This window comes from Caballeronia sp. INML2, from assembly GCF_023631365.1.
In the GTDB taxonomy this organism is placed as follows: Bacteria; Pseudomonadota; Gammaproteobacteria; order Burkholderiales; family Burkholderiaceae; genus Caballeronia; species Caballeronia turbans.
The window spans coordinates 13622-28599 of record NZ_JALQDH010000117.1; the positions used below are offsets into that span (position 1 = coordinate 13622).

11 protein-coding genes and 5 pseudogenes are annotated in these 14978 nt (G+C 59.3%); 8 read left to right on the top strand and 8 right to left on the bottom strand.

What is annotated here, in order from left to right:
- Positions 1-45 precede the first annotated feature (45 nt).
- Positions 46-1176, top strand: coding sequence for a porin (locus tag NCT32_RS34175; protein ID WP_061121016.1), 1131 nt, complete (start codon positions 46-48; stop codon positions 1174-1176).
- A 303-nt stretch (positions 1177-1479) separates the two neighbouring features.
- On the opposite strand, the gene NCT32_RS34180 is transcribed toward NCT32_RS34175, so the two are convergent.
- The 5 genes and pseudogenes from NCT32_RS34180 to NCT32_RS34200 form a co-directional block, all read right to left on the bottom strand.
- Complete coding sequence (locus NCT32_RS34180) at positions 1480-2253, bottom strand: HD domain-containing protein (protein WP_086961518.1); 774 nt, start codon at positions 2251-2253, stop codon at positions 1480-1482.
- A 130-nt stretch (positions 2254-2383) separates the two neighbouring features.
- On the bottom strand, positions 2384-3067 hold the full coding sequence (locus NCT32_RS34185; protein WP_061121017.1) for an HD domain-containing protein: 684 nt from the start codon (positions 3065-3067) through the stop codon (positions 2384-2386).
- Positions 3068-3185: 118 nt separating this feature from the next.
- Positions 3186-3641, bottom strand: a complete 456-nt coding sequence (locus NCT32_RS34190; RefSeq protein ID WP_061121018.1) for a carboxymuconolactone decarboxylase family protein — start codon at positions 3639-3641, stop codon at positions 3186-3188.
- A 22-nt stretch (positions 3642-3663) separates the two neighbouring features.
- Positions 3664-4079 (bottom strand): annotated as a pseudogene (locus tag NCT32_RS34195) (cupin domain-containing protein).
- A 117-nt stretch (positions 4080-4196) separates the two neighbouring features.
- Positions 4197-5606: a PLP-dependent aminotransferase family protein gene (locus NCT32_RS34200; RefSeq protein WP_250491340.1), complete on the bottom strand. Its 1410-nt coding sequence runs from the start codon at positions 5604-5606 to the stop codon at positions 4197-4199.
- 177 nt (positions 5607-5783) lie between these two features.
- On the opposite strand from NCT32_RS34200, the gene NCT32_RS34205 reads away from it, so the two are divergent.
- Positions 5784-6443 (top strand): HD domain-containing protein, encoded by a 660-nt coding sequence (locus NCT32_RS34205; protein WP_086961520.1) that lies wholly within the window; start codon positions 5784-5786, stop codon positions 6441-6443.
- Between the two features lie 157 nt (positions 6444-6600).
- Here the strand turns inward: NCT32_RS34205 and NCT32_RS34210 are convergent, their stop codons facing one another.
- Positions 6601-7518: a LysR family transcriptional regulator gene (locus tag NCT32_RS34210; protein ID WP_061121020.1), complete on the bottom strand. Its 918-nt coding sequence runs from the start codon at positions 7516-7518 to the stop codon at positions 6601-6603.
- A 143-nt stretch (positions 7519-7661) separates the two neighbouring features.
- Between NCT32_RS34210 and NCT32_RS34215 the strand changes: the two genes are divergently transcribed.
- The 5 genes and pseudogenes from NCT32_RS34215 to NCT32_RS34235 form a co-directional block, all read left to right on the top strand.
- Positions 7662-9122 carry an amidase gene (locus tag NCT32_RS34215; RefSeq protein ID WP_061121021.1) on the top strand — a complete coding sequence of 487 codons (1461 nt, stop codon included), beginning with the start codon at positions 7662-7664 and terminating at the stop codon, positions 9120-9122.
- 97 nt (positions 9123-9219) lie between these two features.
- A complete protein-coding gene (locus tag NCT32_RS34220) occupies positions 9220-10599 on the top strand; it encodes an MFS transporter (protein WP_061121022.1) in 1380 nt (459 codons plus the stop codon).
- 91 nt (positions 10600-10690) lie between these two features.
- Positions 10691-11818: a porin gene (locus NCT32_RS34225; RefSeq protein ID WP_061121023.1), complete on the top strand. Its 1128-nt coding sequence runs from the start codon at positions 10691-10693 to the stop codon at positions 11816-11818.
- Positions 11819-11873: 55 nt separating this feature from the next.
- Complete coding sequence (locus NCT32_RS34230; protein WP_061121024.1) at positions 11874-12860, top strand: MBL fold metallo-hydrolase; 987 nt, start codon at positions 11874-11876, stop codon at positions 12858-12860.
- A gap of 590 nt (positions 12861-13450) precedes the next feature.
- Positions 13451-13688: pseudogene (locus NCT32_RS34235) on the top strand (aspartyl/asparaginyl beta-hydroxylase domain-containing protein); the annotation flags it as partial.
- A gap of 226 nt (positions 13689-13914) precedes the next feature.
- On the opposite strand, the pseudogene NCT32_RS34240 reads toward NCT32_RS34235, so the two are convergent.
- Positions 13915-14007: pseudogene (locus tag NCT32_RS34240) on the bottom strand (LysR family transcriptional regulator); the annotation flags it as partial.
- Positions 14008-14176: 169 nt separating this feature from the next.
- Positions 14177-14401: pseudogene (locus NCT32_RS34245) on the bottom strand (lipid A hydroxylase LpxO); the annotation flags it as partial.
- A gap of 3 nt (positions 14402-14404) precedes the next feature.
- Between NCT32_RS34245 and NCT32_RS34250 the strand changes: the two are divergent.
- A pseudogene (locus NCT32_RS34250) lies at positions 14405-14971 on the top strand (LysR substrate-binding domain-containing protein); the annotation flags it as partial.
- Between the last annotated feature and the right edge of the window lie 7 nt (positions 14972-14978).

Genomic DNA, 14978 nt, shown 5'->3' on the forward strand with positions numbered 1-14978 from the left:
GATTCGGAAGCCGAATCAATATACAAGAAAGACACAGGAGGTTTCATGAAATTTGGCCGCACCGCGATCTCGATCGCGGGATTGATCAGCGTTTCCGCTTTTGCGCAAAGCAGTGTCACCTTGTACGGTGTAATCGATACGGGCGTCGAGTATGTGTCGCATGCCAATGCAGCGGGCGATTCCATCGTGCGCATGCCCGGTATCACGGGCGAGTTTCCCTCGCGCTGGGGCATGCGAGGCGTCGAGGATCTGGGCGCGGGGCTAAAGGCCGTATTCGTGCTCGAAAGCGGCTTCAATGTGCGCGCAGGCGATTCCGGACAGGGAGGCAGACTGTTCGGACGACAGTCGTTCGTCGGCCTGGAGGGCCCGTGGGGGGCGTTGTCTTTCGGGCGTCAATACACGATGACCTACTGGGCCATGGGCGACGCCGACATCCTCGGTCCCGACATCTACGGCATCGGCGCGCTGGATGCCTATCTGCCGAACGGACGAAGCGACAACACGGTCGCCTATAAGGGCAAGTTTTATGGCGTGAGCGTGGGTGGCACGTACTCGTTTGGCCGCGACAGCGCGGGCACGGGCAATTCGCCGGGACAGGGCACCTGCCTCGGACCGGTGCCGGGCGATGTGAGCCAATGCCGCGAATGGAGCGCGATGCTCAAGTACGACGGCACATACTTCGGGCTTGCTACTTCCTACGACGAGCAGCGCGGCGGCGCGAACGCGGCGGCGAACTTTTTCGATGGCGTGACGCCGTTGCATATCACATCGAGCGGAGAAAAGGACGCGCGTCTTCAGGCGAACGGCTATGTCAACGTGATGGGCGTCAAGCTGGGCGCGGGATGGATAGGCCGCCGCGTGAGCTCGGAAGGCCCGGAGGGCAGCGTGCGCTCGAATCTCTTCTATCTCGGCGGGCAATACTACCTGACGCCGGCGCTGGCGCTCGATGGAGAAGCGTATCGCGTGATCGTTCAGCAGCACGACACACGCGCGACCATGGCAAGCCTGCGGGCGACGTACTTTCTGTCCAAGCGGACCGCCGTGTACGGCAACGTCGCGTACCTTTGGAACAGCGCCCGAGCGCGCTTTTCGGTGAGCGCGGGCGGCGGCGGGACGACGCCTGCCGCGGGCATGGGTCAGCTCGGCGCGATCGTCGGGCTGCGACACTCGTTCTGAGCGCTTGCGGCGTGCCTTGTGGCGCCGTCAGGAAAACGGATAGGGACCGCTGGCGTTCTCCGTCGCGGCCCGATACGCCCCGGTCGTAAATGAAATGGTAATTAGGTTCAGGCGGCGTTTCGCCTCGACACCGTTCGGCCGATGGGAATTGACCGAGGTCAGCAGTCCTGCTGTCGGTTTCGACCAGTTGGAGACAGTCACCAATACTCCGCTGTTGACGCACCAACGGCCGTTCTGTTCCAGACACCCGACAACTGTCCGCTGCCCTTTGTGCGGTCGGCTACGGTATCCCCAGTTGAGTGGTCATCTTCTTGTGGCCCAATGGGAGTTGCGCATGAGAGCGCTGAAATCGCGACGGACGAAGTGGGGATCCTCATAGGCCATTACATCCGCCAAACCGGTGCCCTGGGTGGTTTCGGGTCGATGCTTAAGGCTGTCATAGAGAGCACGCATGAATGCCTCGGCGAAGTCCGGCGGGTGAGGATAGGCCATCTCGATGGCGTCTCGCTGGTCGGCGGTGAAACCGTCGTAGCCGGCGCCCACTAGATCCATGTTGGCTCCCTGAGCAACGAGTGCGGCCAGCGGCGATACCTGCGACGGGATACCGTTCGTCGTATGTAGCGCAATCGCAAGCCAAACTTGTTCGCTGGCGGCTTCGGAAATTCCATGGCTTCGCAAGAATTCCCGCGCGGCGTTGGCGCCGTCAACTTCGTATCGCATATGGCTTTGAGCATATCTCTCGGTCAAGCCGAAATCATGAAACATGGCCGCGACGTACAGAAGTTGCGGGTCGTAAGGTATGCCGCTTCGTCGCGCTGCTAAGGCAGCCCAGTAGTAGACCCGTGTTGAATGCTGGAAAAGAAAGTCTCCCTCGGCGTTACGGATGTATTGAGCGGCGTCGCGTGCCACTTTGCTGTCGGGGATCGCGACGTCCGCAATTCTAGCGGTCATTTCGGCAATCTGGTGGCTAGGCGCAGAAGGGCGGTCGGCGGCACGCACGGTGGGCGCTCGAACGCAAGATATGATGAAAATTAGAAGCACAGCGCAAGCCGTGCTTAGTAAGCTACCGATTTTCATAGTGCAACTCCTTTTCAACGAGCATATGCATGCTGCCGTCATGTGGGCGAGTGATCGCTATGTCATCGCTCGCCTCCATGGTTGTTGTGCGATCCCGGCTAAGACGGTCGTGACGATGGTCACCGGGGAATTACACGTGCTGATGCGTGGGATCTTGACAAATGCAGGCGTAGTGCGAGTCGTTCCAGGTGTTGCCCAGGATGATGCTGCAGAAGTTCATTCGACGGAAGCCGGGGTCCTCGAGCGCGAGGACGTCGTCGTTGACGGTGCCGAAGGTCGAATCGGGTCGGTGCTTCATTCCCTCGTTGAATGCATCGATGGTTTGCTCCTTGAAATTGTCTCCACGTGGGTGGGCGCTGACCACCAGCTTGCGCTGCGCCTCTGTGAACTCGTTGTATGCGAGGCCAAGGACATCCATTTCGACGCCTGCGGTCACCAGTTGAACCACGGGCTTCTTGAACTGGGGAATACCGGGGGTTGTATGCAACGCTATAGCGTCCCATACCAGATCGATCTCGTCTTCCGGGATGCGATGATTTTGAAGGAAACGTCGAGCGGCGTTCGCGTCATCGACTTCGAACCGGTTCTGGGACGAGCGAATTTGGGCTGTCAGCCCGATGTCATGAAACATCGCGCCGATATAGAGAAGTTCTGGATCGTATTTCAGCTGCCTGCGCTCCCCTGTCAAAGCGCCAAAAAGAAACACGCGAGTGGAGTGATGGAACAGCAACTCCGACTCTGTGTCACGAATGAGCTCGGTGGCCGCACGTGCCATCGCGCTGTCGGGAATCTTGATGCCTGCAATGATCGTCATGGCTAGGGCTCCTTAGGTAGGAGCTGGCGCGGCAAAATCGTTTCAGTTCCGCGTTAGAGATATGGGCGCGGTATCTGCGGAATTCGAGGGGCTTCCATGGTGTGCCACCCCGTGACGTTTACTGTTCCAGCACAGCCTGAGGCGTGTTCCGGAAGCTGATTGCCATACGGTTGTAGGTGTTCATCAGGCTAATCGCGATGGTCAGGTCAACCAGTTCTCGCTCGTTGAACACGGTGCGGGCAGCCTCGTAGGATGCGTCGGGCACACCGGTCTCTGCCACCAGCGTGACTGATTCTGCCCATGCCAGTGCGGCGCGCTCGCGGTCATCGAACAGATGGCCGGCTTCCCTCCAAGCCTGCACCAGCGCAAGCTTTTCGATCTTCAGGCCTTTCTTCAGGAGATCGCGTGTATGCATGTCGAGGCAATAAGCGCAGTTGTTGATCTGCGAGATGCGCAGGTAGACGAGGTCTACAAGAACCGGCGACAGGTCGCTCTGCATGACGTAGCCGTAGACGCCGCCGAGGGCTTTCACGCCGGCAGGTGCAATCTTTGTGTAGTCAAGACGCTTGCTCATGATGTGACTCCTTGATGAGGGGTTACTTGATGGGGGTAGTCAGGGCTTGGTCGTTGCTGTCCGCGATGAAGACGGCAAGCAACTTTGCCGGCTTCTTGTTGCTCACGTTGCGGCTTATGCGGTGAACGGCGCCGGGCGCCTCGAAGAAGCTCTCGCCAGCGTGGTAGACGCGCGTCGGACCATCGTCTACCTGGGACTCGACCTCGCCCGACACGACATAGGCATAGATGAAAGCCGAGCCCGCATGCCTGTGAGCGGGCGACGCTGCACCCGGTGGGCAATCGACGACGACAGCGGTCAACGACTTCCCCGGAACGTTGAGAATGGCGTGCTGAAAGTTCGGTGTGACCGTTTCAGTCGTGCCATGCGCCGACACTGGCACGGCGATACGAAGGCCATGGCTGCGCCGGCGGCGCTCACGATGGATCGGATGTTCATGATGTCTAGCTCCTTTGTGTTGCTCCATTGTCACGTGACATTGGGGCACGCAAAAGCACCAGGAATGAACAATTTCAATGCACCAAGAGGCGAGCGGGTGCCGGAGTCGCTGATCCGTCAGTGGCGCCCGCGCACGATTTCCAGGAGGCGAGAACAGTTGGCCGCCACTGTTCTTTCATTGAGATTCGTGACGCCGAGCAGCAGGCCCTGTTGCCCGGGCTTGCGTGTGTACCAAGGCGAGAGAGGAACTGGGGCCAGTCCGAATAGTCGCGCGCGGGAAGCGATATCCGTATCCGATACGGATTGAGGCACCGCCGCCACCACAGTCATGCCTGCCGCGGCATGGACTCCGATTGATTCCGAAGCCAGTTCATTCAGGCAACGAACCAGGGCCGCCTGTCGGGCAGCATAGAGACGCTTCATACGTCGCAGATGGCGAAGATAGTGTCCATCGTGCATAAATTCGGTTACGGCATGTTGCACGGATGAAGTCGGGGCGGGCGCGAGGCTCGCCGCGACTTCGCCGAACCGGCGCGCCATGGCGAGCGGAACTACAATAAATCCCAGGCGCAGTGCCGGGCTAATTGTCTTGCTGAAGGTGCCGATGTGCAGTACGCGACCGTCCTGATCCAGCGAGGCCAGTGCCGGTGCGGCCCGTCCTTTCAGCTGCAACTCGCCGAGATAATCGTCTTCGATGATCCATGCGTCGTGCTGTTTTGCCCAGTCCAGCAGCGAAATACGTCGAAGGAGCGACATCGTCATTCCGAGCGGCGCTTGCTGGCCAGGGGTCACCACTGCGAGGGCGGCTTCGGGCGCACTTCGAATGCCTGCATCAATATCGAGCCCATCCGCGTCTACCGGCACCCCTGCCACGGTCATGCTGGCAAGGCCGAGCGCCGTACGCGTGAGCGGAAACCCAGGATCTTCCATCCAGGCCTGTCTGCCTTCCAGTTGCAACCCGCGAATCGCCAGATTCAGCGCGCCGGCGAATCCTGCCGTGACGAATACTTGCGCGGGACTGCATTGAAGCCCGCGTGAGACGCCGAGATACGACGCGATCTCCTGTCGCAACTCCGGCTCGCCCCTCGGATCGGGATATCCGACAGGGGCCGCTGCGGCCCGGCGCGCCGCTCGTGACTGAATGCGCGACCACAGCTTGAACGGAAAGGCATCCTGGGAGGGCACGCCCATCTGAAACGCCAAAGGCGCCGTGCTGAAGTCGTAAAAGAGATCAGGAAGCGGTGGTGCGTCCGGTGACCATTTGGTCGTCGCCGGCAAGGGACGCGCCGCTACCCGAGTGCCCGCAGCGCCCAAGCCGATCGCGAACTGCTCGTCGATCAAACGCTCATAGGCGGCACGCACGGTGCCCCGGGACACGCCGAGTTGGGCAGCCAAATCGGACCAGGAGGGCAGCCGCGCGCCGGCGGCAAGCTGGCCCGACTCGATCGCACCTCGAATCGAGCCGTAAATTTGCGCGGACAGCGGGATGCGGCCGGCGCGATCAAGGCTTACAGAGAGCGTTGCCATGGGCGCGATAGTACATTGAAATTCTTCAAACTTAGGCCTTTTCCGTGACGTATGCGAAGCGTAATTTCCTCGGTGTAGCGCCTTCAGCCACTTCCGGTGCGGAATAAGCCGCCGGCGTAGGGCGGTCCCGAAGTCAGTGTGCGGCAGCAATCGCACGTTCACAGCCCGAGTACATCGATGAAGCAACATAAAACAGCGCCAGCGAATCAAATGCCCGACATCGTCATTCCTGACAGTCAGCTAGTGCGGGAGGTGACTCAGCTCATCCGCGACACCGAAAGCGAGCTGCTGTTTAACCACTCGACACGGGTCTATCTATGGGGCGCGCTTTTGGGAAAGCGAAAGAGCGTCACTTTCGACCCAGAGCTGCTCTACGTCGCTGCGATGTTCCACGACATCGGTTTGACGGCGGCCTATCGCGAAAGCGAACTGCGGTTTGAAATCGACGGCGCCAACGCTGCACGCGATTTTCTACGCAGCCATCATGTCGACGAGGCGGAGGTAGCCAAGGTTTGGGCCGCTGTAGCGCTGCATACGACGCCGGGCATTCCCGAGCACATGCACGGTGAGATCGCTCTGGTGCAAGCCGGCGCCGGGATGGACGTGGCGGGACGGGGCTTTGATGACTTCACCGACGAAGAGCGTGTGGCGGTGGTCGCAGGCTTTCCGCGCGGTCCTGATTTCGCCGGCAAGATGATCGACGCCTTCTACGACGGCATGAAACATCGGCCAGGCACCACCTTCGGCACGTTCAACGACGATTTCCTGGCGTACAAGGACCCCGGCTTCGAGCGCGTGAATTTGTGCAGCATCATCCTGAACTCTCGGTGGGGCTGACTTCCTCTGTGTATGCGCTCTAAGATTCAACGCGAACAAGTAAAGGCGGCTTTCACGCTCATTGGCACGTCCTGTGCGTGAGCACGTCGTCTCGCGCCGCGAACTCAATCGCTGCCTGCGTTCGGCCTCTATGCAATAGCCAGTTCGGTGAGGTCTCTCATAGCGCATGTCCCGACACAACATTGGGCATGAGACCCGCAACTGTCTTTCGTAGCCAGACGTTGCCAGGATCGCTGTGGAAACGCGCATGCCAATGCTGCTTCACCGAATAGCGAGGCAATTCATACGGTATGTCCAAGTGTCGAATCGGCTCGCGCGATAACATCGCCAACGCGTAATAACGTGGCACGGTCGCGAGTAGCTCAGTCTCGCTCACTATCTGCGCAACGGCCAGGAAGCTTGGCACTCGCAATGCGATGTCGCGCGTGACGCCCGAAGACGACAGTGCCTTTTCGACCATCGCGGTATGGCCTGTCGCCGGATTAGATACCTCCACGTGTCGTTCGGCGACATAGGTGCTTTTGCCGAGCCGTTTTCCAATGCGCGGGTGCGAAAGGCTCGCAATACACTGAAAGTCTTGTTCGAATAAGGCTTGCTGATAGAAGCCGGCGTCGAGTTGCGGCATGTAACCAATCGCCAGATCGATGGTGCCGTCTTCGAGCCTTCGAGGACTGTCCGGATTGATCTTCTCCGCCTCGATATGAACGTTCGGCGCATGAGGCCGCAGATGGCCGAGCAGCCGCGGAAGCAGAGCGATCTCGCCGAGATCGGTCATGCACAAACGGAACGTCCGGTGCGAACTGGCCGGTTCAAAGACGAGTGCGCCTGTGCGCGCGACTTCCAGATCTTCGCGCACTTTGTGCAGCACCGGCTGCAGCGCGACTGCGCGTGGCGTCGGCAACATGCCGCGCGACGTCCGCACAAACAGCTGATCGCCGTAATAGTCGCGCAGACGATTGAGCGCGGTACTGGCTGCGCCCTGAGTCATGCCGAGCCTGTCCGCAGCGCTCGTCACACTCAGTGTCTTGTAGATTTCGTCGAAAACCCATATCCATTCCACATCGAGCGAAGCCATTTGTTCGTTTTCCAGTGATATCGAAATTTTCGATATGCGGTATCCCGCTGTTCGGTTGTCTCGATAGTAGCCCGATGGAAGAATACACGCATTCATCATCGATATCCGGACCCGACGTGACGCACGATCAATCTCGATTAGACATGTCAACCATGCACAGGCGGCTGCAAGCCGAACAATCCGCCAGCACACTCCCTGGCGAGATTTGGCGCTGGCGCGCCGTCGATATTGCCGCACAAGTGCGGGCGCGTTCCGTCTCTTGTGTGGAGGTGCTGGAGGCGTTTCATCAGCGGATCGATTCGATCAATCCGCGGCTCAACGCCATTGTCCATGCGGATCGCGAACGGGCGCTCGAAACCGCTAAACAGGCGGACGCGTTACTGCGCAGTGCGCCGCATGAAGCGGGCATTCTGCACGGCGTGCCGTTGACAGTAAAACTCAACGTCGATGTAGCGGGCGAAGCCACGACGAATGGGAATCCGGCTTACGCGGATCGCATTGCACCGGCGGATAGTTCCGTGGTCGTCAACTTGCGCAATGCTGGTGCGAACATCATCGGCCGTTCGAACGTGCCGCCGTTCTCTTTCAGGTGGTTCACCGAAAACCCGTTATACGGCAGGACGCTAAACCCCTGGCGGGCCGATATTACCTCAGGCGGATCGAGCGGCGGCGCAGCGGTATCGGTGGCAACGGGCATGTGTGCGCTCGCGCATGGCACCGACATCGCCGGGTCGATTCGCTATCCCGCGTACGTCAACGGTGTAGTGGGGCTTCGCACTACTCCCGGGCGTGTGCCCGCCTATCATCCGACTGTCAGCCAGCGCTTCTATGGACTTCAATCCATGTCCGCACAGGGTCCATTGGCGCGATCGGTCGCCGACGTGTTACTCGGACTACGCGCGATGACCGCTGCCGACACGCGCGATGCTACGTGGGCCGATGCGCGTCTGGAACACTCCGACGATTCTTCGGCAGTGAAGGTCGCCCTGATCGATGAGATTCCGGGATCCACGGTTTGTCCCGAGATCAAGGCGGCATTGCTCGAAGCAGCGAATGCCCTCGCGGCTGCCGGCTATATTATCGAGCGGGCGCACCCTCCCGAGATCGAGCAGTGCGTCAACGTGTGGCAATCGATCGTAATGACAGAGGCTCGTTTCGGCATGATTTCCGCGGCGGATTCGACGGGAGATCCGGATGTCAAACGATTCATCCGCAGCATGGCCGATTGCGCTCCAGCCGTCGATCTTGGCGGTTACGTCCAGGCAATCGCACGGCGGGACGAATTGCGTCGCAAGTGGAACGAATTTCTCGGCCGTTATCCAATCGCACTTTTGCCGGTTTCATGCTGCCTGCCTTTACCGTGGGGCGCGGACCTCGGAACGACCGAAGAGACGCGTACGCTCATAGCCGCTCAGAGTCCTTTGATCGCCACTGCAGCACTCGGCCTCCCGGGCATCAGCGCTCCGATGGGTTTCAGTGGTGGACTACCGGTCGGTGTGCAACTGGTGGCCGATAGCTTCCGGGAGTTGCGCCTGCTGACAGCCGCGTCCGTCATCGAGCGTCATACAGGCGGGATGTCCGCACTTGATTATGGGGCGGTCTGAATAACCCGAGCAGCAATAACGACCCACGAGTATATCTCATATATATCGCAGTACAAAGCAATAAGAACGTTCGAGCTGCACAATCAGGAGATGAATCATGTCGTCGGATAACACATCATTTGAAGTCCTGGATGTACAGGATTTCATCGATCAACAAAGGTTCTCACCCTATCAATGGCTTATTCTGGCGCTGTGTTTCCTGATCGTTGCTGCTGACGGATTCGACACGGCAGCAGCCGGATTCGTCGCGCCCGCACTCGCCAAAGACTGGGGGCTGACCTGGGTCCAGCTCGGTCCGGTGTTGAGTGCCGCACTCATCGGATCTGTAGTCGGCGCGCTTGTCGCAGGCCCTCTTGCGGATCAGATCGGCCGAAAGCGTGTGCTGGTGGGTTCCGTCTTTACCTTTGGCGCGCTTAGTCTTGCGTCCGTGCAAGCCAGTTCCATCGACGCACTCACGCTCTTTCGACTTGGCTGCGGAATCGGCTTGGGCGCAGCCATGCCGAACGCGACGACGATGATCTCGGAATACGTGCCGACAAAGCACCGGGGACTGCTCGTCAACGTGATGTTTTGCGGATTCACCATCGGCGCTTCGGCCGGCGGATTTGCCGCCGCTCTGCTGATACCGGCATTCGGATGGAGAAGCGTATTCTTCGCCGGCGGAGTTGCGCCACTGCTGCTTGCCGTCGTGCTGCTCGTTTGTCTACCCGAGTCGGTTCGCTTCATGGTCACGAAGTCATGGCCCGCGGCCCGCATCAACGAGGTGCTCGGTCGAATCGCGGGCACGCCATTGCAAGCATCCCGATTCAAGCTGCATGAAGGAACCGAGGTCCAAAAACACACGCCCGTCCGGTTGATCATGTCGAAGCGCTATCGCACGGGAACGTTGCTGTTGTGGCTCACGTATTTCATGGGTCTGCTCGTCTATTTCCTGCTGACCAGCTGGCTGCCGACCTTGTTGAAAGACAGCGGGATGACGTTGCAGCAGGCATCCCTGATCACGGCGTTGTTCCCGCTCGGCGGCGGCATCGGGTCGATCGTCTGCGGGTACGCGATGGACCGCGTCAACGCTCATCGTGTCGTTGCTGTCACCTATACGCTGACCGGCGGCCTTCTTTGGGGCATTGGACAGCTTTCCGGCGACACGTTGCTCATTGGCGTGCTGATATTCACCGCCGGTACCTCCTTGAACGGTGCGCAGGTCTCCATGCCGGTGATCGCGGCCGAATTCTATCCGACGCATGGACGAGCATCCGGTATTGCGTGGATGCTTGGAATGGGCCGCATTGGCGGCATCGTCGGATCGATAGCGGGCGCCAACCTTCTCCAAGCCGGACTTGGCCTCGGCGCCATCGTCAGCATGCTTGCGATTCCCAGTTTCATTGCGGCCTTCGCTCTTTTCTTGAAGGATGCCGTAGCGCATAAGCAATCGCATGCGTCTGTGATCTCAAAACAACTTACACCCGGTTCCGAATAGAGCATGCCGCCAAAAAGCACCGGCATATTTTTCTGAAACGCATAGGATGACGAAGTAGAGAGGCGAGTCTAACTCGTTGGTTGGAGACGCAATGAAAAGACTTTTGTTTGCTTTGGTCGCGGGAATGATCTGGACCAGTGGCTGCGCATTTGGGCAAAGCGTGCAGCTTTATGGAATCGTCGATACGGGTATCGAATATGTCACCCACGCCAACAATCTTGGCGACAGCCTGGTCAGGATGCCCGCAATCACCGGGTCCACTCCATCACGTTGGGGATTGCGCGGGTCCGAGCCGATAGGAGAGGGTTATTCGGTGAGGTTCAATCTGGAAAACTCCTTCAATCTTCGGGCTGGAGATCTCAATCAAGGCGGGCGCCTGTTTGGCCGCCAGGCGTGGGTCGGGATTTCAGGGCCAACGGGTTCGTGGTTCTTCGGGCGACAGAATACGGCAACGCTCTACACGATCCTCGATAACGATGTCATGGGTCCTGCAATCTATGGAATCGGCTCCGTGGACGCGTACATTCCGAATGCTCGGAGCGACAATGCGATCGGATATCTGGGCACGTACCGGTATGTCACGATCGGCGCGACGTATTCTTTTGGCAGAGACGTAGTCGGCGGAAATTCGCCCGGGCAAGGTCTGTGCGCGGGGTCCGTACCAGGCGCGCCGACTCAATGCCGACAGTGGACAGCAATGATCAAGTATGACGGGCCGACTTTCGGCGGCGGCATCTCGTACGACGAGCAGCGAGGTGGGACAGGCGCCGCGGCCAACTTTTTCGATGGCAGGCCTCCCGTGCCGATGACCAGTGCGACTGACATCGACTCGCGGCTGCTGATCGCGGCGCATGTCACGGTGGGCAAGGCAAAAGTCGAAGGCGGCTGGCTTCATCGTAATGCCGAAAATGAATCTTCCGAGCCGGATATCGGATCAGACATCTTCTTTGGTGGTGTGTCATATCAGGTGACGCCTTCGATCATTGCAGAGGCGGAGGTCATCAGGGTCATCAATAAACGGCACGATACTCGTGCAACCTTGTCCACCGTGCGTGGCTTCTATCTGGTTTCCGAGCGTACGGCACTGTATGCGCAAGTCGGCTACCTCTGGAATAGCAGCCAGGCCGCGTACACGATAAGCGCGGGCGGAGGTGGCACCACGCCACGCCGTGGCGCTAATCAGCTCGGCACGATGATCGGCATCCGGCAATTGTTCTAGCGCGTGGTTTTGCGCCGCTTCACCCGCTTTTTCCGTACCTTCAAGGTAGTTCAGAATGAAGACATTCATAAGATTGAGCGCGACCGTGTCCATTTCGATGGGTGCAGCCTTCGTGCCCCTCTCCACGGCAGCGATAGCCGATCCGGCCAGCCAGACCATTCAAAGCGTGCATGCCACGCCAGACGACTACTTTCACACAGGCGCCGGTGCACGGTATCTGCGCAGAGCCGACTCGGATATTGTCGTGCAACCCCTTCGCGGCAATATCACAGAGCTGATGGGTTCTGGCGGCAATATCACTGTGCTGTCGGGCAAGGAAGGAAAGTTTCTCGTCGATGCAGGCATCGGTAAATCAAAGAACAAGCTGCGGGCCGCGCTCGATAAGATCGGTCCGGCACCATTGAAATACGTGGTCGATACGCATTGGCACTGGGACCATACCAACGGCAACGCCTGGATGCATGACGCGGGAGCTACCGTCGTTGCGCACAGGAACACCTCGAAGCATCTGACCGAAACGACTCATGTCGATGCGTGGAACTGGACTTTCGAGCCCGTGCCGGAAAATGCTAGGCCAACGCTCGTTATCGATGACAAAAGGACGTTTTCATTCGCGGGAACCACGATCCAAGTAGAGAATTTCGGAGGCGGTCATACGGATGGCGATCTGTGGGTGTATTTCAAGGAGGCCGACGTGCTGGCCTTGGGCGACACCTTCTGGAATGGCTTTTATCCGTATATCGACAACGAGGACGGCGGCAGCATCGATGGTGCGATCAAGTGGGCTGACAAAGCTGTCGCGCGAACGACCGACCACACCATCGTGATACCGGGCCACGGCCCTGTCGGCACGCGAACTGAACTCATCGCATTCCGTGACATGCTGGTTACCGTACGAAGCAACGTTGCAGCGCTGAAACGGCAAGGCAAGTCACTTGACGAGATTGTCGCCGCGAAGCCGACCGCCGCCTTTGACGCCGTCTGGGGCAATTTCGTGTTCAACGGCGCTCAGTTCACGAAGATGGTTTATTCCGGTCTTTGAGCGATCGGTTGACTCGCGACTGCCGGGGCACACCGCAAGGTCGTATCGACCCGAGACGATAAATCCTGGAAGCTCGTTGACCGTGAGAACGGCGCGACCGGGTGCCCGATGCGTCCCGACCTTTACTCAGGGCTTTGCGCCGCATAGCGCTGCGAATGCAGATTGCCTGACGGATTCGACAACGCAGTCATAAATTTGATCTCTCAGGCCGGATCCTTCGGATCCGGATTTATGAGCGCTATCGACAGGTAGCGCTCTTTTTTTGCAGGTGCAATCGCAATTAGATCTGTGACTACAACTCGTCAGCGCGAACATCGGTGACCGCTGCCCAAATGGCGTTTGGACGTCGCCTCATGCCGCAAAGGCACCCGACGGAGGGGTCGCGTATCTTTTCGATCAGACCGATAGTCGCCTTCTTGCTCTGACCTCACCGGCCGGGGCATGGGGGACGTACATCGGAACCAAGGACGCGTCCGGAAATTCCGCCACTGTTACCCGCTTTGTTTATGACGACCCTGACAGCACACAGAACTTCGTCGCCAATCTGACTGACGCGGAGTGCGATGTATTATTGGCGAGTGGGGACCGCTTTGCCGCCCGGCGGCGTGCTCACGCTGCACCGCGATCCATACGCGGGATCGCTGCGCTATCACCTGGGACTCGTGACGCCGAACGACGACAACTGCGCGATCATCGTCGACGGCCAGCGCTATTCGTGGCGCGACGGCGAGGAAGTCGTTTTCGACGAAACCTATCTGCACTGGGCCGAAAACAAGACGGACAAGGACCGCATCATCCTATTCTGTGACATCGAGCGGCCGATACGACGCAGAAGTTCCCTTCGCTTGCATTTCGCTTCGGCAAGCCCTTGCCTCTGCAAAGCTGAGCGGCCACCGGCATGGCTTCCGACCGCGAGTTGACGAGGTCATTGGCGCAACTGTGACAAATCTAACACGGTGCACGCCGACAAGACTTTCCGATTGAGATACAAGGGTCCCTCGAAGAATGGCCGATCAAGGCCGCACTGGGACCTGGTGTGCTGGCTGCCGCCCAACGCAGGCGAGCGGCCGAGACGCCGCCCCGCGCCTGCCAGGCTGCCTTCGTCGAGCGTGGCGATGAACACTTTCATCGCGTCTATTCGGTCCATGTCGGCTCGGCGCTTCGATTGATCGACGAAGCGCCCAGTCTACCGGAGGAAATCGCGCGGATATCCTGGCGCCGTTTGAATGGCCGCTCCACTGAAAATTCCGCTCATCTGGGGATGCTCGCCGCGTTACGGCACCGCCTTGTCTGGGCTGGCTTGCCTTCGGCTGGCCTCAGTAGCGCCAGAAAATCGCAATTGCTATCCCGCCGAACAGCAGCCACTTCACGATGTAGTAGACGATCCGGTTCCATGCCTTCAGACGCTTGCCGACGAGCCGGATCGAATACAGATATTTGAACGCGCGATTCAGACCGCCGGTACGGTCACCGATCTCGTTCGGTGAGGTAGCCGCGCGCATCAGGAAGCCGCCTACCGCGTGGTTGAACGCCTGCGCCCATCCGCCGTGTCGGTGCGTCTGCAACTTCTCGACCGGCCCGTGAGCCTAATCGATGAAGGAATCGATGTCGCGTTGCGCATCGCGCATCTGTCGGACTCGACGCTCGTCGCGATTCCCGTCGGTGAAGTGCGGCGCGTCGTGGCTGCGTCACCGGGCTATCTCGGGAAGCATCCGCGCATCGAAAAGCCCGCGGATCTTGGGCAGCATCAGATCATTTCGATGACGCACTTCGGTCTCGATTCATGGAGCTTCCCCACCGCAGGCGGCTCGACGATTCCGCAAGTCGTGCAGTTCGCGCCGCGTTTCATCGTCAACACGGTGCGCGCGGCGGTTGCGTCCGCTGTCGATGGTAATGGCCTCACACGGCTCTTTTCCTATCACGTCGCCAAGGAAGTAAAGGACGGGACGTTGCAAATCGTGCTGTCCGACAGCGAGCACGGGCCGTTGCCGGCGCATCTGCTGACGCCGCACGGACGGCTGTCGGTGCCGAAAGTACGCGCGTTCGTCGATTTCGCTATGCCGCGCCTGCGGCGTCGGTTCAGGGAACTGCAACTCGATTCGATCGAATAGCGGAAGA